Origin of the sequence: Serratia sp. J2 (assembly GCF_046269175.1) — a bacterium.
In the GTDB taxonomy this organism is placed as follows: domain Bacteria; phylum Pseudomonadota; class Gammaproteobacteria; order Enterobacterales; family Enterobacteriaceae; genus Chania; species Chania fonticola_C.
The window spans coordinates 38444-63485 of sequence record NZ_JBKABN010000012.1 but is presented as its reverse complement, the minus strand read 5'-3'; the positions used below and the strand labels follow the sequence as shown (position 1 = coordinate 63485).

General features: G+C 54.0%; 19 protein-coding genes. 10 read left to right on the top strand and 9 right to left on the bottom strand.

The window, feature by feature from the left end:
- Window positions 1–39 precede the first annotated feature (39 nt).
- The 6 genes from rmf to rlmKL all read right to left on the bottom strand — a co-directional run bounded on the left by rmf (window position 40) and on the right by rlmKL (window position 8089).
- Entirely contained in the window at window positions 40–207 is a 168-nt protein-coding gene (gene rmf / locus ACKWMY_RS14040; protein WP_071784464.1) for a ribosome modulation factor, read from the bottom strand.
- Between the two features lie 269 nt (window positions 208–476).
- Window positions 477–1034, bottom strand: a complete 558-nt coding sequence (gene pqiC / locus ACKWMY_RS14035) for a membrane integrity-associated transporter subunit PqiC (RefSeq protein WP_074028999.1) — start codon at window positions 1032–1034, stop codon at window positions 477–479.
- On the bottom strand, window positions 1031–2704 hold the full coding sequence (gene pqiB, locus ACKWMY_RS14030) for an intermembrane transport protein PqiB (protein WP_233169440.1): 1674 nt from the start codon (window positions 2702–2704) through the stop codon (window positions 1031–1033). Before pqiB ends, pqiC begins: the two co-directional genes overlap by 4 nt.
- Complete coding sequence (gene pqiA / locus ACKWMY_RS14025; RefSeq protein ID WP_233169444.1) at window positions 2664–3938, bottom strand: membrane integrity-associated transporter subunit PqiA; 1275 nt, start codon at window positions 3936–3938, stop codon at window positions 2664–2666. Before pqiA ends, pqiB begins: the two co-directional genes overlap by 41 nt.
- A gap of 120 nt (window positions 3939–4058) precedes the next feature.
- Window positions 4059–5963, bottom strand: coding sequence for an ABC transporter ATP-binding protein (locus tag ACKWMY_RS14020; RefSeq protein ID WP_309048203.1), 1905 nt, complete (start codon window positions 5961–5963; stop codon window positions 4059–4061).
- A gap of 5 nt (window positions 5964–5968) precedes the next feature.
- Entirely contained in the window at window positions 5969–8089 is a 2121-nt protein-coding gene (rlmKL, locus tag ACKWMY_RS14015; protein ID WP_024530387.1) for a bifunctional 23S rRNA (guanine(2069)-N(7))-methyltransferase RlmK/23S rRNA (guanine(2445)-N(2))-methyltransferase RlmL, read from the bottom strand.
- Window positions 8090–8193: 104 nt separating this feature from the next.
- Here rlmKL and ACKWMY_RS14010 point away from each other — a divergent pair, with 104 nt between their 5' ends.
- Window positions 8194–9297, top strand: coding sequence for a YcbX family protein (locus tag ACKWMY_RS14010; protein ID WP_409486465.1), 1104 nt, complete (start codon window positions 8194–8196; stop codon window positions 9295–9297).
- Between the two features lie 6 nt (window positions 9298–9303).
- On the opposite strand, the gene ACKWMY_RS14005 is transcribed toward ACKWMY_RS14010, so the two are convergent.
- Window positions 9304–9852, bottom strand: coding sequence for a cell division protein ZapC (locus ACKWMY_RS14005; RefSeq protein ID WP_211134841.1), 549 nt, complete (start codon window positions 9850–9852; stop codon window positions 9304–9306).
- 157 nt (window positions 9853–10009) lie between these two features.
- On the bottom strand, window positions 10010–11020 hold the full coding sequence (pyrD, locus tag ACKWMY_RS14000) for a quinone-dependent dihydroorotate dehydrogenase (RefSeq protein WP_024530384.1): 1011 nt from the start codon (window positions 11018–11020) through the stop codon (window positions 10010–10012).
- 358 nt (window positions 11021–11378) lie between these two features.
- Between pyrD and ssuE the strand changes: the two genes are divergently transcribed.
- The 5 genes from ssuE to ssuB are packed head-to-tail and all read left to right on the top strand — an operon-like array spanning window position 11379 to window position 15681.
- A complete protein-coding gene (ssuE, locus tag ACKWMY_RS13995) occupies window positions 11379–11957 on the top strand; it encodes an NADPH-dependent FMN reductase (RefSeq protein WP_211134842.1) in 579 nt (192 codons plus the stop codon).
- 18 nt (window positions 11958–11975) lie between these two features.
- The gene (locus ACKWMY_RS13990) at window positions 11976–12941 is read left to right on the top strand and encodes a sulfonate ABC transporter substrate-binding protein (protein WP_409486464.1); all 966 of its coding nucleotides are present in this window, start codon (window positions 11976–11978) and stop codon (window positions 12939–12941) included.
- A gap of 15 nt (window positions 12942–12956) precedes the next feature.
- Window positions 12957–14105, top strand: coding sequence for an FMNH2-dependent alkanesulfonate monooxygenase (gene ssuD, locus ACKWMY_RS13985; protein WP_211134844.1), 1149 nt, complete (start codon window positions 12957–12959; stop codon window positions 14103–14105).
- A gap of 11 nt (window positions 14106–14116) precedes the next feature.
- Window positions 14117–14908 carry an aliphatic sulfonate ABC transporter permease SsuC gene (gene ssuC / locus ACKWMY_RS13980; RefSeq protein ID WP_409486463.1) on the top strand — a complete coding sequence of 264 codons (792 nt, stop codon included), beginning with the start codon at window positions 14117–14119 and terminating at the stop codon, window positions 14906–14908.
- Window positions 14908–15681 (top strand): aliphatic sulfonates ABC transporter ATP-binding protein, encoded by a 774-nt coding sequence (gene ssuB, locus ACKWMY_RS13975; protein ID WP_409486462.1) that lies wholly within the window; start codon window positions 14908–14910, stop codon window positions 15679–15681. The genes ssuC and ssuB overlap by 1 nt, the downstream gene beginning before the upstream one ends.
- A 32-nt stretch (window positions 15682–15713) precedes the next feature.
- Here ssuB and pepN read toward each other — a convergent pair whose 3' ends face one another.
- A complete protein-coding gene (gene pepN / locus ACKWMY_RS13970) occupies window positions 15714–18329 on the bottom strand; it encodes an aminopeptidase N (protein WP_024530378.1) in 2616 nt (871 codons plus the stop codon).
- A 344-nt stretch (window positions 18330–18673) separates the two neighbouring features.
- On the opposite strand from pepN, the gene ACKWMY_RS13965 reads away from it, so the two are divergent.
- From ACKWMY_RS13965 to ompC, 4 genes are all read left to right on the top strand, one after another.
- Entirely contained in the window at window positions 18674–20374 is a 1701-nt protein-coding gene (locus ACKWMY_RS13965) for a GGDEF domain-containing protein (protein WP_074028982.1), read from the top strand.
- 253 nt (window positions 20375–20627) lie between these two features.
- On the top strand, window positions 20628–21833 hold the full coding sequence (gene pncB / locus ACKWMY_RS13960; protein WP_074028980.1) for a nicotinate phosphoribosyltransferase: 1206 nt from the start codon (window positions 20628–20630) through the stop codon (window positions 21831–21833).
- 277 nt (window positions 21834–22110) lie between these two features.
- A complete protein-coding gene (asnS, locus tag ACKWMY_RS13955; RefSeq protein ID WP_024530376.1) occupies window positions 22111–23511 on the top strand; it encodes an asparagine--tRNA ligase in 1401 nt (466 codons plus the stop codon).
- A gap of 303 nt (window positions 23512–23814) precedes the next feature.
- Window positions 23815–24915 (top strand): porin OmpC, encoded by a 1101-nt coding sequence (gene ompC, locus ACKWMY_RS13950; protein ID WP_314727617.1) that lies wholly within the window; start codon window positions 23815–23817, stop codon window positions 24913–24915.
- The last annotated feature ends 127 nt before the right edge of the window (window positions 24916–25042 follow it).

Sequence of the window (25042 nt, the reverse complement as noted above, 5' to 3'; positions counted from 1 at the left end):
TTGGCGGAGGTCATTCCTTAATTCATGACAGAGAGCCGCTTAAGCGGTCACAGCCCTGTCCTCCATGGCTTGTCGCCAACCTCCCAGCCAGTTAGCCCGGGCGTCTAAAGATTGGTAGGGACAAAGTTCCCTTGAACGCCCTGCAATACCTGCTTGGTAACCACGTGATTCAGCCCGTTCCAAACGATCTCTTTTCTGTCTCTTCATGCCTCATTTCCCTCGTTGTTACTTTGTGGAAAGAAAACAATGGCCGCACGAAATACAGCCACATTTAAGGAATAGCCCTAAATGGCGAGAAGATCAACGTTCAAATTTCATACCGTTGTCATATTTGTGAGCTATGCACGGCGCATAAGCTAAGTGGCTGATATTGCTAGACAGGATATAATTCCATGATAATAAACTAAAAAAATCCCGGCGAGGCTTTTGCTTTGCCTCACCGGGATGGTTTTAGAACGAATTATTACAAGTTATGATTAAAGGCGAGCTGCCTGTGCGGCAATCTCCTGTGCTTCCTGCAACCAACCCTGAGCCAAGGTGCGGACCAAGGCGTCATAGCCATCTTCACCCTGTTTCAATTCCAGGTTGAATGGCCGCTTGATAAGCCTGCCCTGATGGCTCAGCACCCATTCACCCCGAACGATCGCTTTACCATCGTAGCGGCCATGGAAGCCGCTGATAGTGACGTTAAGCACATCCTGATCGCTGCTCATCGGCTGTGATGACACCACCCACCCCGGCAAAGCGCTGCCCAGGTTGGTCACCAACGTCTGTTGCAGTTGCTGATCCAACGGGCTGGCCCACAGGTTGTTTTGCCCAATCACAAACTGCACGTCGTTAGTCTGGTAGACCACCCCACTCTGCGCCAGGAAATCCGCCACGCTAACGTGCTCCAGCCACAGCTGGCGTGACGCCTGGGTACCACTCACCGGAGCCGGGGTCCCCAACGCCGGTAACTGATAGTAAGTCTTGTTGGGCGTACTGCTACAGGCACTCAGCATCAGTGCCAGAACTACCGGGATCCACTTTTTCATTTTTTGGCCTTCTTCGGCTGAGGGTCATTACTGCCCGCGGCTTCAAATACCAGGGCGTTGCTCTTATCGTTCAGGGTACGCAGCACCGGTTGCAGCTCACGCAGCACCTGATCGAGACGTTGCATATCACCAACCATTTTGTTGTAGGCCGGTGAACCTGGCTGGAACCCTTTCATGCTGCGATTGAGTTCTTGCAGGGTTTTCTGCATATCTTCAGGCAATGCCTTCATCTCTTTACTGCTGATGATGTCATTGAGCGACTGCATGGTTTTCTGCGTTTCTTTCATGGTCTTCTGGCTTTCTGCCAACGTTTTGGTCGCTTCGTTGATCATTGGATTGATCGGCATCGAATTGATCTTATCCAGCGTCTGCATCAGCTTCTGTTGGATCTGCGCCAAGCCACCGCTTGTGGTTGGCAACAGCGGATAGCCGAACAGCTCACGCGGCCCCTTCCACACTTTCTCCTGTGGATAGAAGTCCAGATCGATATACAACGCGCCAGTCAGCAGGTTGGCGGACTTCAGCGCGGCACGCAGGCCACGCGACTCAGCATCTTTCAAATGCTGCGCGATATCGAAGTTCTTGCCCAACTGTTGATTAAAGCGCTCAGGCTCAATACGGATCAGGACCGGAATACGGTAATCGTTATCCAACCGCTGGCGCATACCTTCTTTGTAGAATGGCACTTGCCCTACGGTACCCAGGCGGATACCCCGGAACTCGACCGGAGCACCCGGTTGCAGCCCGCGGATCGATTCGGAGAAGAACACCAGATAATCGGTATGCTCGGTATACAGCGAATCCTGAATATTGCGCTGGTTATCGAACAGGGCAAACTCGGCCTTTTCTTTCACCGCGTCGCCACGATCCCAACCTTCTGGAACGTCAAAGCTCACGCCGCCACTGAACAGCGTCGCCAAGGATCCCATTTCCACACGCATACCCTGTGCGGACATATCGAAGGCAACGCCGCTGTCTTTCCAGAACCGCACGTTACTGGTGATCAGTTGATCATAAGGCGCAGAAATAAACAGCTGATAGCGCATGGCGCGCAGCTTGGGATCGAAATAGCTGGTTTCCACTGAGCCGACGCGGTAGCCACGGAACAGCACCGGATCGCCAGCGTTCAACTGGCCGGATTTATCGCTGTCCAGTATGACGCGCAACCCTTTAGCATCTGGCGAGGCCAGTGGCGGAGCATCAAGCAACTTGTAATTCTCTTTGCCTGCCTTGCCCTTGTTGCCCGGTTGCAATTCAATGTAGGCACCGGATAACAAGGTTCCCAACCCGGAGATACCCTCGCGGCCAATCTGGGGTTTCACAACCCAAAAGGCGGTGTCATCGCGCAGCAGCTTTTCCATGCCGGAATTCAGGCGAGCCTGCACCAGCACTTTGCTCAGGTCTTCGCTCAAGGTGACGCTTTCCACCGTCCCAACATCCACACTGCGGCTTTTGATCTTGGTTTTTCCCGCTTCCAACCCTTCGGCAGAGGTCGTCACCAACGTCACTTCCGGCCCTTGATGGCTGAAGTGATAAAACAGGATCCACGCCCCGATCAACGCCGTGACAATGGGAATGATCCACACCGGCGACCAGCGCTTGATCTTCTCAACATCCGCGACGCCATGATTACTTTCCGTCACCTTGCGGCTCCTTTTTTGTTGTTTCATTTGCGCGATCCCAGGTTAAACGGGGATCAAACGCCATAGCAGCAAACATGGTGAGAATGACCACCATGGCGAACAGTAGCGCACCAATGTCTGGATAAATGCTCATCAACTGTCCCATACGTACCAACGCCGAAAGCACGGCGATCACAAACACGTCGATCATTGACCAACGGCCAACAAACTCCACCACTTCATAAATCAGATGCATACGTTCGCTATCGGCATTGGCCTTGCCTTTGCCATTGGCATCCAGGCAAAGCCAGCCAATCGCCAACATCTTGAGCGAGGGCACCATAATACTGGCAATGAAAATCACCATCGCCACCGGATAGGACCCTTCGCCCCATAGCAGCACTACCCCGGCCATGACCGTTGACGGCATTTTATTGCCCAACGCCTCGGTGATCATAATCGGCATCAGCATCGCCGGAATATACAATATGATCGAGGTGACCAATAACGCCATCGTCCATTGCAAGCTGTGGCGACGGCGTACATAGCCCACAGTGTGACAGCGAGGGCATTTGGACTGCTGGGCGGGCAAGATGGCCGTACAGCAGGAGCAGGAACGAACGCCTTGCCGCAGTCCGGTACGCCCAATCTGCAACGGTTGTTCAATCAACGGGGCCGGTTCAATATCCTGCCACAGCCAGCGACGATCGACACATTGGAAGGCTCGCACCTGTAGCAGGCAAAACAGACAGTAAGGGATAAAGCTGGCACCAATGCCGATATCACCATAGGCCATCAGTTTAACGAAGCTGACCAGTACGCCAGCCAGGAAGATCTCGACCATGCACCAGGTCTTCAGCTGGAACAGCACCTTGGCCATCCAGACCTTCCATTGTCGTGGCAGCCGCACCCTGGCACACAACAGAATAATCGCCAACATGCAAAACGCCGGGATCAGTTGTACAAACACCATAAACAGGGTGGCCATGCTGGCATAGTCTTCTGCCACCATCACCTGAGGAATTTGGATCAGTTTGATTTCATTGCCCAGACCGGCAACGCGCATATTGATAAACGGAAATATATTGGCTAACACCAGCATGAATAACGCGCTGAGGGCAAAGCCAATCGGCTGTTTGCGCGGTTCTGCCCAGCGGGCGCTGAGTGTCGTTTTACAACGGGGACAAACGGCCTTGGAGCCTGATTGCAAAGGCGGCAGTGCCACCAGCATATCGCATTGTGGGCACAGTATCAGGTTATCCTGCTGATGCTCGCCATGCATCGCATGACTCTGCTGCTTATGACTTTCGTGGGAACACACCATTATCCTCCTTAACCGTGTCGCTCATCGGTACAGCCTGGGTTGCCCACAGCAGCAGCGTGCGGGCAACCCTGTTTCCAATCAGCCGTTTTTCATTGCTTCCAGCTCTTCCCAACGGGCAAAGGCTTGTTCCAGTGCCTGCTCAGCAGTGGCAAGATCGGCCAGCACCTGCTGGGTTTCGCTGTGCGGGCGCGAGAAGAATCCTGCGTCGCTCACCTGCGCCTGCAAGGCTTCAATATCCTTTTCCAACTGTTCAAGGCGTTGTGGCAACTGCTCCAGTTCACGCAGCAGGTTATAACTCAGTTTGGCCGCTGATTTCTTGGGCTGCTCGGTTTTTTTCTCCATCACAGCCTTGGTTTGGCTGGCGGCAACCGTGCGGATCGGCTTGGCGGTGGCACGTTGATGGTGTGCATCGTAGTAGCCCCCGACGTAAGTGTCGATCACGCCATTGCCTTCGAAAATCCAGCATTCGGTCACCGAGTTATCAACGAACTGACGATCGTGGCTCACCAGCAATACGGTGCCCTGGTAGCTATCGATCATCTCTTCCAACAGTTCCAGCGTTTCGACGTCAAGATCGTTGGTTGGTTCATCGAGGATCAGCAAATTGCTAGGCTTGAGGAATAACTTGGCCAGCAATAGGCGGTTACGCTCCCCGCCAGACAACGCTTTGACCGGCGTCATTGCCCGTTTAGGGTGGAACAGGAAGTCCTGCAAATAGCCCAGCACATGGCGCGAACGGCCATTGACCATCACTTCCTGCTTCCCTTCCGCCAGGTTGTCCATCACCGTACGTTCTGGATCCAGTTCGGCACGGTGTTGGTCAAAATAAGCGACTTCCAGCTTGGTGCCGCAGTGCACTCGCCCGCTGTCGGCTTTCAGTTGACCGAGCATCAATTTCAGCAAGGTGGTTTTACCACAGCCGTTTGGCCCCACCAGCGCGATTTTGTCACCGCGTTGCACTTGGGCGCTGAAGCCTCGGACCAACACTTTGTCGGCGACCTGATAATTGACGTCTTCCATTTCGAACACAATCTTGCCCGAACGCACAGCCTCTTCCACCTGCATCTTGGCGGTGCCCATCACTTCACGACGTTGTGAACGCTCGTTACGCAACGCCTTCAGAGCGCGCACCCGGCCTTCATTACGCGTACGGCGCGCCTTGATGCCCTGACGGATCCAAACCTCTTCCTGCGCCAGTTTGCGGTCAAATTCGGCGTTCTGCAGCTCTTCGACCCGCAGCGCTTCTTCTTTGCTTTCCAGGTACAGCTCGTAGTTACCCGGCCATGACACCAGCTTGCCGCGATCGAGATCGACAATGCGCGTGGCCATATTGCGGATAAACGAACGGTCATGCGAGATGAAGACGATGCTGCCCTGGAACTCTTTCAGGAACCCTTCCAGCCAGTCGATGGTGGTGATATCCAGGTGGTTGGTAGGTTCATCAAGCAGCAACACGCGCGGTGAACTGACCAACGCCCGGCCCAGTGCCGCTTTACGCAGCCAACCACCGGAAAGAGAGGACAGTTCCGCATCACCGTTCAGGCCCAGTTGCAACAGGACTTCACTGATACGGCTGTCTAGCTGCCATAAGCCCTGGTGATCGAGGATCTCCATGACCTGTGCCATACGCGTCAGGTTCTTTTCACTCGGATCCAGCTCCACCTGATGCGAGATGGCGTGATACGCCTTCAGATGTTCCGCCTGCTCCGCCACGCCTTCGGCCACAAAGTCGAACACTGTGCCGCCGATATTGCGCGGGGGATCCTGCTGCAAACGCGCCACAATCAGATCCTGCTCGTAAATGATGCGCCCATCGTCCAATGGGATCTCTTTACCGAGGATCTTCAGCAGGGTCGATTTACCGGCCCCGTTGCGCCCAACCAGGCAGACGCGTTCATTGTCTTCAATATGAATTTCGGTGTTGTCTAACAAAGGTGCATCGCTGAAAGAGAGCCAGGCACCGGACATGCTGATTAACGACATAGTAATTATTTTCCTTCGCCGGCGTGGGTGACCAGCCAGCAGTTGTGGATCTGACGGTTACGGGCAAAGTCTTCTGACTGCGTCTTGGCGGTAATTTCTTTCGCCTCCAGACCCAGTGCATTCAGACCTGCCAGATCCATCTGGAAACCGCGTTTGTTGTTGGAGAACATGATGGTTCCGTTACGCCGCAGTATCCGTTGTAAATCTTTCATCAGCGCCAGATGGTCGCGCTGTACGTCAAAGGTGTTCTCCATACGCTTGGAGTTGGAGAACGTCGGCGGATCGATAAAGATCACATCGAACTGTTCGTCGGCATTGTGCAGCCAGGACAGGCAATCTGCCTGGATCAAGCGGTGCTGTCTACCGGTCAGGCCGTTAACCCGCAGGTTCTTTTCTGCCCATTCCAGATAGGTGCGCGACATATCCACCGTGGTGGTGCTACGTGCGCCCCCCAACCCGGCATGTACACTCGCGGTACCGGTGTAGGCAAACAGGTTGAGGAAGTCTTTACCTTTGCTCATTTCACCCAGCATACGGCGAGCGATGCGGTGATCGAGGAATAACCCGGTATCGAGATAATCCGTCAGGTTGACCCACAGCTTGGCATTGAACTCTTCTACCAGCAGGAACTCACCCTTCTGCGCCAGCTTCTCATACTGATTCTTGCCCTTCTGGCGTTCGCGGGTTTTCAGGATCAGCTGATTCGAAGGCAGCTCTAACACCGCCAACGTGGCGTTAATCACGTCAAACAGGCGCTGGCGGGCTTTCTGCGCATCGATGGTTTTCGGCGGCGCGTACTCCTGTACCACCACCTTACTGCCATAGCGATCCACCGCCACGTTATAGTCTGGCAGATCGGCATCATACAGGCGATAGCACTCAATTCCCTGCTGCTTTGCCCATTTGTCCAATTTCTTCAGATTCTTGCGCAGACGGTTGGCGAAGTCTTCCGCCACCTGTACGCCACCCGCACCCTGTGGGTTTTCTGCCAGTTGGTAGTTTTTCTGTACGCAATCCAGCGGGCCATTTTTCGCTTTGAACTGGCGCTCGGCGCGCAGTTGCAGGCAACTGAGCAATTCCGGTGAGGCGCTGAACAGCGAAAGCTGCCAGCCACCAAAGTGGCTCTTCATAATGCGCCCCAACATATTGTGCAGCGCAATCAGTGCCGGTTCGCTCTCGAGGCGTTCACCGTATGGCGGGTTGCTGACCACCGTGCCTACCGGGCCTTCCGGCAGTGGATTGGTCAGTTTGCTGACGTCATTAACGTTAAAGGTGATCAATTCGGCCACGCCAGCGCGGCGGGCATTCCCCTTCGCCATTTCAATGACGCGGCGATCGATATCCGAACCGAAGAAGCGTGACGGGGTTTCCTGCAGACCACGTTTCGCCCGCACCTGCGCTTCGGTGATCACTTCACGCCACAGTTCGGCATTGTGGCCGTTCCAGGCGGTAAAGCCCCAATGTTGGCGATGCAGGCCAGGCGCACGATCGGAGGCGATCATCGCCGCTTCGATCAACAGCGTACCGGAGCCGCACATCGGGTCCAGCATCGGCGTCCCTGGCTGCCAACCGGAACGTTGGACAATCGCCGCCGCCAGGTTTTCCTTCAGCGGAGCCTGGCCAGTCAGATCGCGATAGCCGCGCTGGTGCAAACCTTCGCCGCTCAGATCGAGCGCTACGCTGGCCATATCGCGCTGCAGAAAAACGTTCACGCGAATGTCCGGCTGCTGTTTCTCTACCATTGGCCGATCGTTGAGCTTGCGGGTAAAGCTGTCCACAATGGCGTCTTTGACTTTCAACGCGCCATATTGGCTATTGCGGATCTCTTCATTGAGGCCGCTGAAGTGCACCGCAAAGGTTTTATCCAGGCCAAATATCGATGGCCAGTCAATGGCCTGCACACCGAGGTACAGATCCAAATCGCTGTGCACGCGAAATTCATTCAGCGGCAACAGAATACGTGAGGCCAGGCGGCTCCAGAGCAGGCTTTGGTACAGAAGACGATCGTCACCCTGAAAATGTACTCCCCCCTGCACCACTTTGCAGGAGTGAGCGCCAAGCCGCTCCAGTTCGCTTTTTAACAGTTCTTCCAATCCACGCGCCGTGCTGGCAAACAGAGTGTTCATATCGTGCTTATCACCAAAAAGAAAATTGTTGCGCATTATAGCTAATCCAGACCGCTTGTCATAAAGTTGCTCCCTTCTATTTCATTTATCGCACGGAGGCAGGGGTGATCACGCTCTCCCGACTTTACGTTCATCCGGTCAAATCACTACGGGGTTTGCAGCTTTCTCACGCCCAGGTGGCCAGTCACGGCCTGGCTTTTGATCGCTCCTTCATGATCACCGAGCCAGACGGTACCTTCATCACCGCCCGCCAATACCCGCAGATGGTGCTGTTTACCCCGGCGTTGTTGGCCGATGGCCTGTTTCTGACCGCACCGGACGGTGAAAGCGCGGCGATCCGCTTCATTGATTTCGCCCCCGATGCGCAGCCGACCGAGGTGTGGGGCAACCATTTCACCGCGTTGATCGCGCCGGTGGCCATCAACAGTTGGTTAAGCGGTTATTTTCAGCGCGAGGTACAGCTGCGCTGGCTTGGGCCTGAATTAACCCGTAGGGTAAAGAAGCACCCGGAAATTCCGCTCTCCTTTGCCGACGGTTACCCTTATCTGCTGATTAATGAAGCCTCGTTCCAGGATCTGCAACAACGTTGCCCAAGCAGCATCAGACTGGAGCAGTTCCGCCCGAACCTGGTGGTGACCGGTAGCCCGGCCTGGGCAGAAGATGGTTGGCAGGTGATCCGCGTCGGCGACGTGATGTTCGATCTGGTGAAACCCTGCAGCCGCTGCGTATTGACTACGGTCAGCGTGGAGCGTGGCCGCAAACACCCGAGCGGCGAGCCGTTGAGTACGCTGCAACAGTTCCGCACTGCCGATAATGGCGACGTCGACTTTGGTCAAAACATGATTGCCCGTAACAGCGGTATTATCCGCGTCGGCGATAGCGTTGAAGTGTTGTCAACCAAACCGCCGCGGCCTTATGGGGCTGGCAAGGTCGTCGAAAGCCTGCAAGCACCGCAGGACAGCACCACCAGCGTGAGCATTGAATATCAAGGAAAGGTGTTTGCCGGTAATAACCAGCAGATCTTGTTAGAGCAGTTGGAGCAGCAAGGCATTCGCATCCCTTACTCCTGCCGGGCTGGCCTGTGCGGCAGTTGCAAGATAACGTTGGTGGAGGGCGAAGTTGCACCGCTAAAGAAAAGCGCAATGGCTGCCAACGGCACCATCCTCTGTTGCAGCTGTATTCCTAAAAGCGATGTGAAGTTGGCGTAACGCTTATTACACTGCCCTGTCGTAAGCCGGGGCAGACTGTTCATCCGGAATGCAGGGTTTCAGGCGATCGTGCATCACTTTGATCGCATCCCCCAGCACCATGGTTCGCCCAGCCAACGCCAGCTGATTTTGTGCCAGCAAGCACAGGCTGGCATTATCCCCGGCTTCCACCACCAGCAAACGCGCATCAACACCGCTATCCATCACCTTCACCGCCGCCAACTCGCCATTTTTAGGGCGTAGCGGATAGTGTTGCTGAGCAAAATGCCAGCTCTTGGGCATCAGAGGTTTAAGAAAACGAAAGGCCACCAGCGCATTTAATACCAACTCGGCACGTTGTTCATGGCTGAGCTTTATCTGTTTGCACTGTTCTTCATAATCAAAATAAAGCGCCGCATCATCGACGCAGAATGCGCTTTCAGCGAAGGCATCCGGGGTTAGCATTTTTGCCGGAAAGCGTGAACGAAAGATCATACCATTGGCTAAATCGAGCATCAGTCGATCGTGCTCAGCGTCAAAATACCAACGCCAATTGTCATCAGGTTTTATCTTCATTACTTATCCTTCTCACCACATGCCAACGCAGTATTACGCAAAGGGCGATTTTATCACCAGAAAGGTTGCTTAAACATCGGATAATTCCGCTACCGAACAAAATATAGACGAGCCGGGGGCAGAAATAAACCCCCGGTCGAAAATGAAAGGCAAAATATTAGATATGGGTAACGATATCTTTAATCAAACGCGGTCCGTGGAAGATAAAACCGGAATAAATTTGTACCAAAGTTGCCCCGGCCTCCATTTTTTCCCGTGCCGCCGTCAGGGAATCAATTCCACCAACGCCGATAATCGGTAAGCGCCCTTGCAACTCCTGTGACAAACGACGGATCACTTCGGTGCTGCGTAACTGTACCGGACGGCCACTTAATCCCCCTGCCTGATCGCAGTATTTCAATCCCTGAACCAGTTTACGATCGAGGGTGGTATTGGTGGCAATGACCCCATCTATATTATGACGCACTAAACTGTCCGCTATTTGGATCAGTTCTTCCTCTGAAAGATCCGGCGCGATCTTTACCGCAACCGGCACATATTTGTGATGGCGAGCCTGCAATTGGGCCTGCTTATTTTTTATCGCCGCTAGCAGATCGTCCAGCGCTTCACCATACTGTAAGGATCGTAATCCCGGAGTATTGGGTGATGAGATATTAATCGCGATATAGCCGGCATACGGATAAACCTTATCCATACAGATCAGATAATCGTCTTTGCCCTGCTCGACCGGCGTGTCTTTATTCTTGCCGATATTGATCCCCAGCACGCCGCCAAAATGGGATTTTTTAACGTTTTCAACCAGATTGTCTACGCCGTGGTTATTGAACCCCATGCGGTTGATCAGCCCTTCGGCCGGGACCAGGCGGAACAGACGAGGTTTATCATTGCCCGCTTGCGGACGCGGTGTAACGGTACCGACCTCAACAAAGCCAAAGCCCATCGCGCCAAAGGCATCAATGCACTCGCCGTCTTTATCCAGACCGGCAGCCAAACCTAATGGGTTGCTAAAGGAGAGCCCCATGCAGCTCACCGGTTTGCTCGGCACCGACTGACGGATAAGAAACTCTAGTGGGGTGCCGGTAATACGGCGCAGTTGACTGAAGGTCAATTCGTGTGCGCGCTCGGGATCGAGCTGGAACAAGGCTTTCCTGACGATGGGGTAGTACATGTACTCTCCTGATTTCCCGGTGATATCCTGCTGACTTGAGGTCGCAAGTAAATCGCTGTGCCTGATGGGGATACAGGTGTTGCGGTTATTTAGCGACAACCTCAAGTCAGCAGGATAGGCCTGTCGACCGGGGGCGTATTATCCGGTATCCCCTCGCCAATTGGAATTGATTAAAGGCAAAAAAAGCGCGTTTAGCGCAATCGTTTCCCTTGTATGGAGCTACTTCCCTGCTTTTCCCCCTTTGCGCATATCAAAATCAAAAAAAGAGATTTAAATAACGCCCCCTTTTGCTGTTAGTTTTAAAACACTTTTCGAACATTAATTTAACATTGATAACTTTTCGATATAAGGAGTGGCGATGCGCGTTATTTCTCTGGCTGGCAGCCCAAGGCTCCCCTCACGCTCGGCGGCGCTGTTACAACTGTGCCAACGCTGGCTACAACAGCAGCAGGTAGAAGTGATCCCCTATACCCTGCACGATTTCCAGGCTGAAGACCTGCTGCGCGCCAATTTTAACAGCCCTGATATTAAAGCCTTTGCCGCGCAACTGGCCGCTGCGGATGGCCTCTTGATCGCCACGCCGGTTTATAAGGCATCGTTTTCTGGCGCGCTGAAAACCTTACTCGACCTGCTTCCTGAACGAGCGCTGGAACACAAAGTGGTTCTACCGCTGGCCACCGGCGGCTCCATCGGCCACATGCTGGCGGTGGACTATGCGTTGAAACCGGTGCTAACGGCGCTGAAAGCCCAGGAAGTGCTGCACGGCGTGTTTGCCGATGACGGCCAGATAGTGCTTAACGGTGAACAGGCCCAGCTATCCGATGGGGTGGCCGCGCGTCTGAACGAAGCGTTGGACAGTTTTTATCTGGCGCTCAGCCGCCGTAAACCGCCGGCGCTAAACACCGCCGCCTCTCTGTTAACCCGGCAAACTGCCTAACCGCCTAAGGAAATCATCATGCCACTCTCTTTCCGCCGTTGGCTTAGCACCGGTGCGCTGGCCACCATCATGGCGCTGGCGCTGACCAATACCGTCGTCGCACAAGATAACGCGCCTGCTCAGTTTCGTATCGGCTACCAAAAAGGCTCGGTGAGTCTGGTGTTGGCCAAAACCCATCAATTGCTGGAACAACGCTTCCCCACGACCAACATCAGTTGGATCGAATTCCCGGCGGGCCCACAGATGCTCGAGGCGCTGAACGTCGGCAGCATCGATCTGGGCAGCACCGGCGATATCCCGCCAATCTTTGCCCAAGCTGCCGGGGCCGACCTGCTGTACGTCGGCGTAGAGCCGCCAAAACCCAAGGCGGAAGTGATCCTGGTGCCGGAAAATAGCCCGATCCACAGCGTCGCCGAGTTGAAAGGCCACAAAGTAGCCTTCCAGAAAGGCTCCAGCTCACACAACTTGCTGCTGCGGGCACTGCAAAGGGATGGCCTGAAGTTTACCGATATCCAACCGGTTTATCTGACGCCCGCTGATGCCAGAGCAGCCTTCCAACAGGGCAATGTCGATGCCTGGGTGATCTGGGATCCCTACTATTCTGCCGCGCTGCTGCAAGGCGGTGTGCGGGTATTGACCGATGGCAGCGAATTGAACCAGACCGGCTCTTTCTACCTGGCCGCTCGCCCTTATACCGAAGCCAACGGCCCTTTCATCAAGCAGGTGCTGGCGGTACTGACCCAGGCAGATGCGCTGACGCATAGCGATCGGGCGCAGAGCATTACCCTGCTGGCCAAGGCGATGGGCTTACCGGAAGCGGTGATTGCCAGCTATCTGGATCATCGCCCGCCAACGGCCATCAAACCCTTAGGGGACGCCACCATTGCTGCCCAGCAAAAAACCGCCGATCTCTTTTTCGCCAACCGGTTGGTTCCGGTGCAGGTCGATATTTCTCAACGCGTCTGGCATCCAGCCGCACAATAATCAGGAGAGAACCCTATGAGCATTAACGTATTCTGGTTTTTACCGACTCACGGAGATGGCCACTATCTGGGAAGTTCGGAAGGGGCACGTGCGGTCGATTACGGTTATCTTCAGCAGATCGCCCAGGCTGCTGACCGGCTCGGTTTCGGCGGCGTGCTGATCCCAACGGGGCGCTCTTGCGAAGACTCTTGGCTGGTTGCCGCGTCATTAATTCCTGTCACGCAACGGCTGAAATTCCTGGTGGCCCTTCGCCCTGGCATCATCTCCCCGACGTTGGCAGCCAGGCAGGCCGCCACGCTGGATCGCCTTTCCAATGGCCGCGCCCTCTTCAATCTGGTGACCGGTGGCGATCCGGAAGAGCTGGCAGCGGAAGGTTTGCACCTTAACCACACCGAACGCTATGAGGCCTCCGCCGAATTTACCCATGTGTGGCGCAAAGTGCTGGAAGGTGAAACCGTCGATTTCGCCGGTAAGCATATTCAGGTGAAAGGCGCCAAGCTGTTGTTTCCCCCGGTGCAGCAACCTCGCCCACCGCTGTATTTTGGCGGTTCTTCAGAGGCGGCACAGGATCTGGCAGCCGAGCAGGTCGAACTGTATCTGACCTGGGGAGAACCCCCTGCCCAGGTAAAAGAAAAAATAGAGGAAGTACGAGCCAAAGCGGCAGCCCTGGGGCGTAAAGTCCGCTTCGGTATCCGTTTGCACGTCATCGTGCGCGAAACCACCGCAGAAGCCTGGCAAGCGGCCGATCGTTTGATCGCCAATCTGGATGATCAAACCATTGCGGATGCACAGAAAGCCTTTGCCCGCTTCGACTCCGTTGGCCAACAGCGAATGGCGGCCTTACATGGCGGCAAGAAAGACAATCTGGAAATCAGCCCTAACCTGTGGGCCGGTGTCGGATTGGTGCGTGGCGGTGCTGGCACGGCTTTGGTGGGAGATGGCCCAACGGTGGCGGAACGCATTCAGGAATATGCCGATCTGGGTATCGATACCTTTATTCTTTCCGGTTACCCGCATCTGGAAGAGGCCTATCGCGTAGGTGAACTGCTGTTCCCGCATCTCGATCTGGCGGCCAGCGAACAACCGACCCAACTGCGTGCGATCAAACCGCAGGGTGAAGTGGTCGCCAATATCTATGTCCCACAAAAAGTGTCACAAAGCTGAGGAGAACAGTGATGGCGATCGGTGCACAACAAATTCTGCATCGGCTAGCCCCCTGGGCTTTGCCGGTCGCGCTGGTGATTGGCTGGCAGATCTCCGTTGAGGCTGGCTGGTTATCTAACCGTATCTTACCCGCGCCGAGCGCCGTAGTGGCTGCCTTTTGGGCTTTAACCCAGAGTGGCGAGCTGTGGCAACACCTGACCATCAGCAGTTGGCGCGCGCTGATTGGCTTCAGTATCGGTGGCAGCATTGGCCTGGTGCTGGGATTCATTACTGGCCTGTCCCGCTGGGGAGAACGTCTGCTCGACAGCTCGGTACAGATGATCCGTAACGTGCCGCATCTGGCGCTGATCCCGCTGGTGATCTTATGGTTCGGCATCGACGAGTCCGCCAAAATCTTCCTGGTGGCGCTGGGTACGCTATTCCCGATCTATCTGAATACCTATCACGGCATCAAGAATATCGATCGTGGCCTGCTGGAAATGGCACGCAGCTACGGCCTGAGCGGCTTTAGCCTGTTCACGCAGGTGGTGCTACCCGGCACGCTGCCTTCGATCATGGTCGGCGTGCGTTTCGCCCTCGGGTTTATGTGGCTGACGCTAATCGTCGCCGAAACCATCTCCGCCAACTCGGGCATCGGTTATCTGGCGATGAATGCCCGTGAATTCCTACAGACCGACGTGGTGGTGGTCGCCATCATTCTATATGCCCTGCTCGGCAAACTGGCCGATGCCTGCGCACAATTGCTCGAACGTGTCTGGTTACGCTGGCATCCGGCCTATCAACTGAAATCAGGAGAAGCATAATGACGGCACCGACTCGCATCCCGCAAGGCACCCCCATTACCCTGGAAGCCATCACCAAGCGTTATGGCAATCGCACCGTGCTGGACGATCTGCAACTCCGCATCACCGCAGGCCAGTTTGTGGCCGTGGTTGGCCGCAGCGGCTGTGGTAAAAGCACCTTATTACGCCTGCTCGCAGGGCTGGAAACGGCCAACAGCGGGACACTGTTGAATGGGAATGCCCCGCTCAGCCACGCCAAAGACGATACCCGTCTGATGTTTCAGGATGCTCGCCTGCTGCCGTGGAAAAAGGTGATCGATAACGTGGGGCTTGGCCTGCGCGGCAACTGGCGTGATGCTGCATTGCAGGCGTTAACCACCGTTGGGCTGGCCGATCGTGCCAATGAATGGCCAGCCGCGCTGTCTGGCGGGCAGAAACAGCGTGTCGCCCTGGCCCGTGCGTTGATCCATCGCCCACGGCTATTGCTGTTGGATGAACCGTTGGGGGCACTGGACGCGTTAACCCGTATTGAAATGCAGGGGCTGATCGAAACGCTTTGGCAACAGCATGGTTTCACCGTATTGCTGGTCACGCATGACGTTAGTGAGGCGATCGCGCTGGCCGATCGGGTGCTGTTAATCGAAGAAGGACGTATCGGGCTGGATTTGACCATCGATTTACCACGGCCACGTCGTAAAGGCTCGGCAAAACTGGCGGAGCTGGAAGCAGAGGTATTGGCAAGAGTGCTGGCACCACCGCAAGCTGTCGAGAACTCCCGCCGGGTGGCGAATTAATCAGGGGACGGCAAATGCCGTCCCCTTGCTTTTTACGCGTCTAGCGCCTTGGTGATCTTCTCAAACAGATCGCCAGACAGGTTCTCCAGCCCTTTTAACTGCTCCAGCGCCTGACGCATCAACGCCTGACGAGAGGCATCATAGCGCTTCAGGCGGATCAGAGGTTCAATCAGCCGCGCGGCAACCTGTGGGTTACGCTTGTTCAGATCGCTGAGGATCTCCACCAGGAACTGATAACCGCTGCCGTCTGCTGCATGGAACGCCGCCGGGTTAGCCGAGGCGAATCCACCAATCAGCGAGCGGGTGCGGTTTGGATTACTCAGGCTGAATGAACGGTGTTGCAGCAGCGCACGCACCTTACCGAGTACGTCTGCCGCCGGGCTGGTGGCCTGGAGGATGAACCACTTGTCCATCACCAGACCATCGTGATGCCAGCGCTCATCAAACTCGGCCATCAAGGCATCACGGCAAGGCAGTTGTGCCCCCATCGCCGCGGCCAATGCCGCCAGCGAATCGGTCATGTTGTCGGCCTGCTGGAACTGTTGCACCACCAGCCTGTCGGCCTGCTCTGCATCGCCGAAGGCCAGATAATGCAGGCAAATATTACGCAGCGAACGCTTGGCAATATCGCCGTGCTCAACCCGGTACCCTTCGGTTTTATTAGCGTGATACACCGCCAGCCACTCATCGGCCAGTTCTTTAGCCAGGCAACGGGTGATCGCCTCATGCACCGCCGAAATGGCTTGTGGATCGATAATGGCGAACAGCTCGGCAATTTCGTTTTCCGATGGCAGCGTGAGGATCTGCGCGGCCAGGGCCGGATCCAGCTTCTCATCCAGCAGCACCGCCCGGAAGGCATCTGCCACGTGCAGCGGCAGCGACAATGGCTGCTTCTGCTGATATTTGGCCACGTTCAGCTTGATGTAGATGGCCAGCAGGCTCTGCGCGGCATCCCAGCGAGAAAACTCATTGCGTGCATGCTGCATCAGGAAGGTCAGTTGCTGATCGCTGTACGGATAATCCAGCTTGACCGGTGCCGAGAACTCACGCAGCAGCGAAGGAACCGGCTTATGCGCGACGCCATCAAACACAAAAGTCTGTTCGGCGGCGGTGACGTTCAACACGTTATTGACCGGTGAACCGTCTTTCTGCAAGGCAATGACGTTGCCTTCGCTGTCGTAAAGCTCAATATCCAGCGGGATATGCAACGGCAGTTTTTCTGGCTGATCGGCCGTCGGCGCGGTTTTCTGGCTGACGTGCAAGCGGTATTGCTGATCCTCGGCGCTATAGTCATCACGCACCGTCAGCAGCGGCGTGCCGGACTGGCTGTACCAGCGGCGGAACAGCGACAGATCGACGTTGGAAGCGTCTTCCATTGCCTGTACAAAATCATCGCAGGTGGCCGCACTGCCGTCGTGGCGTTCGAAATAGAGCTGCATCCCCGCCTGGAACTGTTGTTCTCCCAGCAACGTATGCAGCATGCGGATCACTTCGGATCCTTTCTCATACACCGTCAAGGTGTAGAAGTTGTTCATCTCGATCACTTTATCCGGCCGGATCGCGTGCGCCATCGGGCTGGCATCTTCGGCAAACTGCGCCCCACGCATCACCCGTACGTTATCGATGCGGTTGACCGAACGGGAGCCCAGGTCGGAGCTGAACTCCTGATCGCGGAACACCGTCAGCCCTTCTTTCAGGCTAAGTTGGAACCAGTCACGGCAGGTCACGCGGTTGCCGGTCCAGTTATGGAAATATTCGTGGCCAATCACCGCTTCAATATTCAGGTAATCCTTGTCGGTGGCGGTTTCGGCCTTGGCCAACACATACTTCGAGTTAAAGATATTTAACCCTTTGTTCTCCATCGCCCCCATGTTGAAGAAATCCACGGCGACGATCATGTAGATATCCAGATCGTATTCCAGGCCAAAGCGGGTTTCGTCCCACTTCATCGAATTTTTCAGCGAGGTCATGGCCCAATCGGCACGATCCAGGTTGCCGCGATCGACAAACAGCTCCAAGGCCACCTTACGACCAGAACGGGTGGTGAAGCTATCACGCAACACGTCGAAATCCCCTGCCACCAGCGCAAACAGATAGCTAGGTTTCGGGAACGGATCCTGCCATTGTACCCAGTGACGGCCGTCTGCCAGGTCACCTTCAGCCACCCGATTGCCGTTCGACAGCAGGAAAGGATAACGTGCTTTATCGGCGACGATGCGGGTAGTAAAACGGGCCAGCACGTCTGGGCGATCCAGATAGAAGGTGATATGGCGGAAGCCTTCGGCCTCGCATTGGGTACACAGCGCTTCGCCAGACAGGTATAGCCCTTCCAACGCGCTATTTTTGGCTGGATGAATGTCGTTGACGATCGTCAGGGTAAACTGAGCCGGTAGCTGTTCAATGACCAGTTGGTTTTCCTGCTGACGATAGGCGCTCCAAGGCTGCCCATCCACTTGAATACTCACCAGAGTCAGGTCTTCGCCATTCAACGTTAACGGGGCGCCAGCGGCACCCTGCCGTTTGATCTGGCTGACGGCGGTCACGCGCGTGGTGTCTGCATCCAGTTCAAAATCCAGGTCGATATCGGTGATGGTATAATCTGGGGCGCGATAATCGTGGCGATACTTCGCCTGTGGCTGTTGTGTCATAAAAACCCTTTGACGTCTCAGTGAGTTACAGATCCCGGACTCGGAGCGTACCGCCGTGCAGGACGACGTGGTATCTCAATGGCCCGATTGTGAATAAACTGTATCACAGCTATAAAAAAAACCCAGAAATGGCAGCAAATCGCACCAAGAAATCACGCGACTCACGCAGACATTCGCTGTTGTTTGCTATGCTCCAGCTACCCTGGCGCTTCGCTTAACGTCAAACTCAGCATTTTATGCTTTAACAGGCGCGGTTCCATCCCCGTTGGCAACCGAATTGCGGAGGAAAACCAGCGCTAGCAATGATATAATTATCCAAGAGCCAGTAGGAGAAACGGATTGGCATGAAAGTAAAATACCTGATCTATTTCTTCACCTTTGCCATCATGCTGTCTTTTGCGGTTTTTATCGCCAATGGGCTGATAAAAGCCCGGGCTAGCTATGACCGAAGTCTGGAAAATCTGTATAAAATCAGCAGAACCAAAGAAGTGGCCGAGGCCTTTCAGGCTACGCTGCTGGCACACCGGTTAAAAAGATTAGGCCTGGCGGATAAATCCGTGACCCAAGCCCAATGGCAACAGGCCGATAAACAGGCGCGTGAAAAAATCGCGATTGTTAAATCCAATGTTGACGCCGATCTCGCCCTGCGCCTGGGCATTCGGCAAAAGATTGCCATACTGTCCATGCTCGATTGGATGGAAAGGCTACTGGATAACGATTCCCGCCAGGTCACACAAGTCGACACTGCCAACAGCAATCTGTTCAATATCAACAGCGCCTATTATATCGTCCAGACCACCAAAGCCTTCTACCGCTATACCTATGACACCCGGCTGATCAATGCGGACTCTTTTCTGTTTTTGGAGGCTGTTCGCCTTAATAATCGGCTGAATATGTCGCTGACCGAACTGATCGATCAGATTATCGACGTCAATCTCAGCAGCCTGGAACGCAAGAATGCTTATCTGAAGGCTATCCAATTGACCGGGGTATTCACCCCGCTCGGTACCCGTTTGGCGTTCTTAAAGCTGGCCTATAACGATCCGCAGATTGCCGAACTGGTGGATGAGATACTGCGTAACATCTCCAACAACCGGATCAGCAGCATTTCAGACGGGCTATATCAAGCCATTACCCACAATACCGTCTATGACATCAACCTGATCGCCAGCTATATCGAGGAGATGGACAAGCTTTCCCAAAGACTCTATGAGCGCAGCTTTGAGCTGGAGATGGCCGCTTCCGAAGCCAAAAAGTATGATAGCCAGACGGCCATCTACGGCATGATTTCTCTGAGTGGGCTGATTGCCCTGTTCATCCTGCTGCCTTCCATGATCTTCTGTTCCAACATTACCCGCTGGCTGACCAAAACGCATAAAAATATTCTGCGCCTGTCACAAGGCGATACGAATATTGATGACAACGACGCTTTTTACAGCAAAGAGCTGATCGCCATCAGTGATGCCATCACCCAGCTCAAACAATACAATCAGGTCAAGCTCGCGCTGGAAAACGAAAAGCAACAGCTAATCAAAGAGCTGGAAGTCTCGTCATTCTTCGATCCGTTGACCAACATTTATAACCGCCGCAAATTTTTCCTCGAGTGTGAAATGCTCGCCCAGAATAGCTATCCGCTGGCGTTCTGTCTGATCGATATCGATAACTTCAAGCGTCTTAACGATACCTATGGCCACGATGTCGGCGACCGAGTGCTGGTGATGTTCGCCCAGTCGTTAAGTAACACCTTCCGTTCCAGCGATATCTTTTGCCGCTATGGCGGTGAGGAGTTTGCCCTGCTGCTCGGTCACTGTTCCCTGGAAAATGCCCGCAGCATGATGGAAGCCCTGCGTGAGCAAACCCAACAGATGTGCCTGGAGTTGGTCAACGGAAAACGGGTGCGCTTTACCATCAGCTGTGGCATCGCTGCCGTAGGCAACCTGGCAGAACTGCATCCAGCCATCAAGCAGGCCGACGAAGCGCTCTATTTTTGTAAGAAGAGCGGGCGCAATCGGGTCAGTATTTATACGCCAACCGGTTTTATCTGAATCGGTGTTTAAAATAATTAACCTCATAATTTTTATGAGTAAATCAACTAAGCCATTCAGTTTATTGGATTAAATGGCTTTTTCTGTCTGAGGTTGCGCCCCCGGTAAAATAAAGGCACGTTTTATCCTCGACCCGTTCAGGCCATTTGTGGTGTGATGAGGCTTCAATAACAGGATAATCCGGGTATACTCCCCCCACTTTTTTGATTATCCGGATTTGGACACGCGCCTGACGAGGATGCTGTAACGCGATATGACTCTATACGCTTCCCCGATTTTGACTTCACTGCTTGATACTGACGCCTACAAGCTTCATATGCAGCAAGCAGTGTTCCATCGCTACCCCGCAATTACCGTTGCGGCGGAGTTTCGTTGCCGTGGCGACGAACTGCTAGGCGAATATGCCGACGAGATCCGCGCGCAGGTTGCCATGATGAGCGAGTTGGCGCTAACCGAAGCCGAACACCGCTATCTCTCCAGCCTGCCTTTCTTCCATCAGGATTACCTGAGCTGGCTTCGGGAGTTTCGCTACGATCCGCAACAGGTCAGCATTAGCAATCACGACGGCAAATTGCATATCCGCATCGCTGGTCCCTGGCGCGAAGTGATTATGTGGGAAGTGCCGTTATTGGCAGTGATCAGCGAAGTCGTGCACCGCCAGCGCTCTCCACAGGCCACGCCAGAGATGGCAATCAGCCAGTTGCGCCAGAACCTGGCACAGTTCAAGCAACTGAGCGGAGATATTGATATCTCACGCTTCAAGCTGATGGACTTTGGCAGCCGTCGTCGCTTCTCCCGCGATGTGCAACAGGCCATTGTCAGCACGTTGAAAAACGAATTCCCCTATCTGGTTGGCACCAGTAACTACGATTTGGCGCATCGACTGGATCTGATACCGGTTGGCACGCAAGCCCATGAATGGTTCCAGGCTCATCAACAGATTAGCCCGGTGCTGGCCAACAGCCAGCGTGCCGCCTTGCAGGCCTGGCTGGATGAATATCCCGATCAGCTCGGCATAGCACTTACCGACTGTATCACCATGGATGCGTTCCTGCGTGATTTCGGCAAGCAGTTTGCCCAGCGTTATCAAGGGTTGCGCCACGACTCTGGCGATCCGATCGAATGGGGTGAAAAAGCCATTGCCCATTACCAGCAATTGGGTATCGATCCCATGAGCAAGACGCTGGTGTTTTCAGACAATCTGGATCTGGATAAGGCGTTGGCGCTGTATCGCCACTTTGATCGGCGTATCAACCTGGCGTTCGGTATCGGCACGCGTCTGACCTGCAATATCCCCGGCGTCAAGCCATTGAATATCGTGATCAAGCTGGTCGAGTGTAAAGGCAAGCCGGTGGCTAAACTGTCCGATAGCCCAGGCAAAACCATCTGCCAGGACCCTGCGTTTGTCAAAGCACTGCGCAAAGCCTTCGATCTGCCACTGGTGAAGAAAGCCAGTTAAGGTGCCCCCTCTCTCCAACCCTCTCCCACTGGGAGAGGGAACTGTACGGAGGTGCATTAAGGAACAGGAGCCAACCGGTGATACAAGCCGTGTGGCATTTCTCACCAGCGATCCCTCTCTTCCTTTATATACCTCCTGTTTTTTATCCCACTGCAATAAATGTTGTCCCATTCTGATGATTTCTGCTTGTGCTCTGCAACGCGGCAAGTAACATAGCAACATCCCCAAATTCTTGGGTTGTTAGCCTATTTCTGAAAAACTTATAAGAGAGAAATCTATGAGCGTAGTGCCTGTAGTCGACGTACTGCAAGGTCGTGCTGCGGTTGACAGTGAAGTCACCGTGCGCGGTTGGGTACGTACCCGGAGAGATTCTAAAGCTGGTATCTCCTTCCTCGCCGTTTATGACGGCTCCTGCTTTAATCCGTTACAGGCCGTCGTTAATGATTCTCTGCCGAATTATCAGGACGAAGTGTTACACCTGACCACCGGCTGTTCCGTTGAAGTGACCGGTACCGTAGTGCCATCGCCGGGTGAAGGCCAGAGTTTCGAACTGCAAGCCACGGCCATCAAGGTGGTTGGTTGGGTTGACGATCCAGACACCTATCCAATGGCGGCCAAACGCCACAGCATCGAATACCTGCGTGAAGTTGCCCACCTGCGCCCACGTACCAACCTGATTGGCGCGGTTGCCCGCGTTCGCCACACGTTGGCACAGGCTATCCACCGCTACTTCCACGAGAACGGTTATTTCTGGGTTTCTACCCCGTTGATCACCGCCTCTGACACCGAAGGTGCCGGTGAAATGTTCCGCGTCTCCACGCTGGATATGGAAAACCTGCCGCGCACCGATAAAGGTGCGGTCGATTTCAGCCAGGATTTCTTCGGTAAAGAAGCCTTCCTGACCGTATCCGGCCAGTTGAACGGCGAAACCTACGCCTGTGCACTGTCAAAAATTTATACCTTTGGCCCCACCTTCCGTGCCGAAAACTCGAACACCAGCCGTCACCTGGCGGAATTCTGGATGATTGAGCCGGAAGTCGCCTTTGCTACCCTGGACGACGTTGCCGGGCTGGCCGAAAGCATGCTGAAGTATGTCTTCCAGGCGGTGCTGGATGAACGTGCCGACGATCTGCAATTCTTTGCTGAGCGGGTAGATAAAGACGCTATTGACCGCCTGAAGCGCTTTGTCTCTTCTGATTTCGCCCAGGTGGACTACACCGAAGCGGTCGAGATCCTGATCGCTTCCGGCAAGACCTTCGAGAACCCGGTTTCATGGGGTATCGATCTGTCATCTGAACACGAACGCTATCTGGCCGAGCAACACTTCAAAGCCCCGGTAGTGGTGAAAAACTACCCGAAAGATATCAAAGCCTTCTATATGCGCATGAACGAAGATGGCAAAACCGTCGCGGCGATGGACGTGCTGGCACCGGGCATTGGTGAAATCATCGGTGGTTCACAGCGCGAGGAGCGTCTGGATGTGCTGGATCAGCGTCTGGCAGAGATGGGCCTCAATAAAGAAGATTATTGGTGGTATCGTGACCTGCGCCGCTATGGCACCGTGCCACATTCCGGTTTTGGCTTAGGTTTTGAGCGTTTAATCGCCTATGTCACCGGGGTGCAGAACGTCCGTGACGTGATCCCGTTCCCAAGAACGCCACGTAACGCCAGCTTCTAAGTCATAAAACCCAGCATAATTTAAACATTTTTTTTACATAATAAAGGCCAGCTTAGCTGGCCTTTCGCATTTTTGATTATTGACCTACATCACAAAGTTCCCTAAAATACATAAATTGTTACACATCGTTGCTTTCTGAAACCAGATTGCGACATTGGTAGCATTTTCGTTCTAGATAAACCTGCCCGTGAATGGAACACTGCGTGCAGACACAGGACGACACCAATCTATCAACAATAGTTCCAAAAGAATTATTGGCGGCAGTGGCAAGGTGTCCGAATAAAACCAATGAGGGTAATAATGATGATGAAGCGCAACATTCTTGCAGTAGTGATCCCAGCTCTGTTAGCAGCTGGTGCAGCCAACGCAGCTGAAATCTACAACAAAGACGGCAACAAACTGGATCTGTACGGTAAAGTTGACGGTCTGCACTACTTCTCTAAAGACAAAGGCAACGATGGCGACCAGTCATACGTGCGTTTTGGCTTCAAAGGTGAAACCCAGATTACTGACCAACTGACCGGTTATGGCCAGTGGGAATACAACGTTCAAGCTAACCACGCTGAGTCACAAGGTACCGAAGGTACTAAGACTCGTCTGGGCTTCGCAGGTCTGAAATTTGCTGAATTCGGTTCATTCGATTACGGCCGTAACTACGGCGTAGTGTATGACGTTGAAGGCTGGACAGATATGCTGCCAGAGTTCGGTGGCGATACTTACACCACTACCGACAACTTCATGACCGGCCGTGCTAACGGTGTTGCTACTTACCGTAACAACAACTTCTTCGGTATGGTTGATGGTTGGAACTTCGCTCTGCAGTATCAAGGCAAGAACGAAAACGACGATCGTGACATCAAAAAACAAAACGGTGACGGTGTTGGTGTTTCTACCACCTACGCAATTCTGGATACCGGTATCAGCTTAGGTGCGGCATACTCTTCATCTAACCGTACCATTGACCAGAAAGATAACAGCACTGCTGGCGGTAACGTAGCTGATGCATGGACCGTTGGTGCTAAATACGATGCCAACAACGTCTACCTGGCAACCATGTATGCGGAAACTCGCAACATGACTCCATTCGGTAGCACGTCTAAAGCTCCTAATAGCATTGCAAACAAAACTCAGAACTTTGAAGTGGTAGCACAGTACCAGTTCGATTTCGGCCTGCGTCCATCTATCGCTTACCTGCAGTCTAAAGGTAAGGACCTGACTGGCCCTAACGGCACTGACAACGATCTGGTTAAATACATTGATGTAGGTACTACTTACTACTTCAACAAAAACATGTCTACCTACGTTGACTACAAAATCAACCTGCTGGACGAAAACGACTTTACTCGTGCTAACGGCATCGCTACTGACAACATCGTAGCTACCGGTCTGGTTTACCAGTTCTAAGTTGTTGCACTTGATGACGGTTTACCGTCAGCTAAGTTAAAAAACAGGGCTTCGGCCCTGTTTTTGTTTTTAGCGCTTTGCGCCATTTTTTATTCTGCCAATCCGCCCTTCCCCGTCATTTTTTGTG

Excerpts from the sequence above, each read along its gene's own strand:
- rlmKL (WP_024530387.1), bottom strand. The coding sequence starts at position 8,089 with ATGAACACTCTGTTTGCCAGCACGGCGCGTGGATTGGAAGAACTGTTA.
- pqiA (WP_233169444.1), bottom strand. The coding sequence starts at position 3,938 with ATGCATGGCGAGCATCAGCAGGATAACCTGATACTGTGCCCACAATGC.
- ACKWMY_RS14020 (WP_309048203.1), bottom strand. The coding sequence starts at position 5,963 with ATGTCGTTAATCAGCATGTCCGGTGCCTGGCTCTCTTTCAGCGATGCA.
- pyrD (WP_024530384.1), bottom strand. The coding sequence starts at position 11,020 with ATGTACTACCCCATCGTCAGGAAAGCCTTGTTCCAGCTCGATCCCGAG.
- ACKWMY_RS13965 (WP_074028982.1), top strand. The coding sequence starts at position 18,674 with ATGAAAGTAAAATACCTGATCTATTTCTTCACCTTTGCCATCATGCTG.
- ssuD (WP_211134844.1), top strand. The coding sequence starts at position 12,957 with ATGAGCATTAACGTATTCTGGTTTTTACCGACTCACGGAGATGGCCAC.
- pncB (WP_074028980.1), top strand. The coding sequence starts at position 20,628 with ATGACTCTATACGCTTCCCCGATTTTGACTTCACTGCTTGATACTGAC.
- ssuE (WP_211134842.1), top strand. The coding sequence starts at position 11,379 with ATGCGCGTTATTTCTCTGGCTGGCAGCCCAAGGCTCCCCTCACGCTCG.
- ssuC (WP_409486463.1), top strand. The coding sequence starts at position 14,117 with ATGGCGATCGGTGCACAACAAATTCTGCATCGGCTAGCCCCCTGGGCT.
- asnS (WP_024530376.1), top strand. The coding sequence starts at position 22,111 with ATGAGCGTAGTGCCTGTAGTCGACGTACTGCAAGGTCGTGCTGCGGTT.
- rmf (WP_071784464.1), bottom strand. The coding sequence starts at position 207 with ATGAAGAGACAGAAAAGAGATCGTTTGGAACGGGCTGAATCACGTGGT.
- ACKWMY_RS13990 (WP_409486464.1), top strand. The coding sequence starts at position 11,976 with ATGCCACTCTCTTTCCGCCGTTGGCTTAGCACCGGTGCGCTGGCCACC.
- pqiC (WP_074028999.1), bottom strand. The coding sequence starts at position 1,034 with ATGAAAAAGTGGATCCCGGTAGTTCTGGCACTGATGCTGAGTGCCTGT.
- ssuB (WP_409486462.1), top strand. The coding sequence starts at position 14,908 with ATGACGGCACCGACTCGCATCCCGCAAGGCACCCCCATTACCCTGGAA.
- ompC (WP_314727617.1), top strand. The coding sequence starts at position 23,815 with ATGATGAAGCGCAACATTCTTGCAGTAGTGATCCCAGCTCTGTTAGCA.
- pqiB (WP_233169440.1), bottom strand. The coding sequence starts at position 2,704 with ATGAAACAACAAAAAAGGAGCCGCAAGGTGACGGAAAGTAATCATGGC.
- pepN (WP_024530378.1), bottom strand. The coding sequence starts at position 18,329 with ATGACACAACAGCCACAGGCGAAGTATCGCCACGATTATCGCGCCCCA.
- ACKWMY_RS14005 (WP_211134841.1), bottom strand. The coding sequence starts at position 9,852 with ATGAAGATAAAACCTGATGACAATTGGCGTTGGTATTTTGACGCTGAG.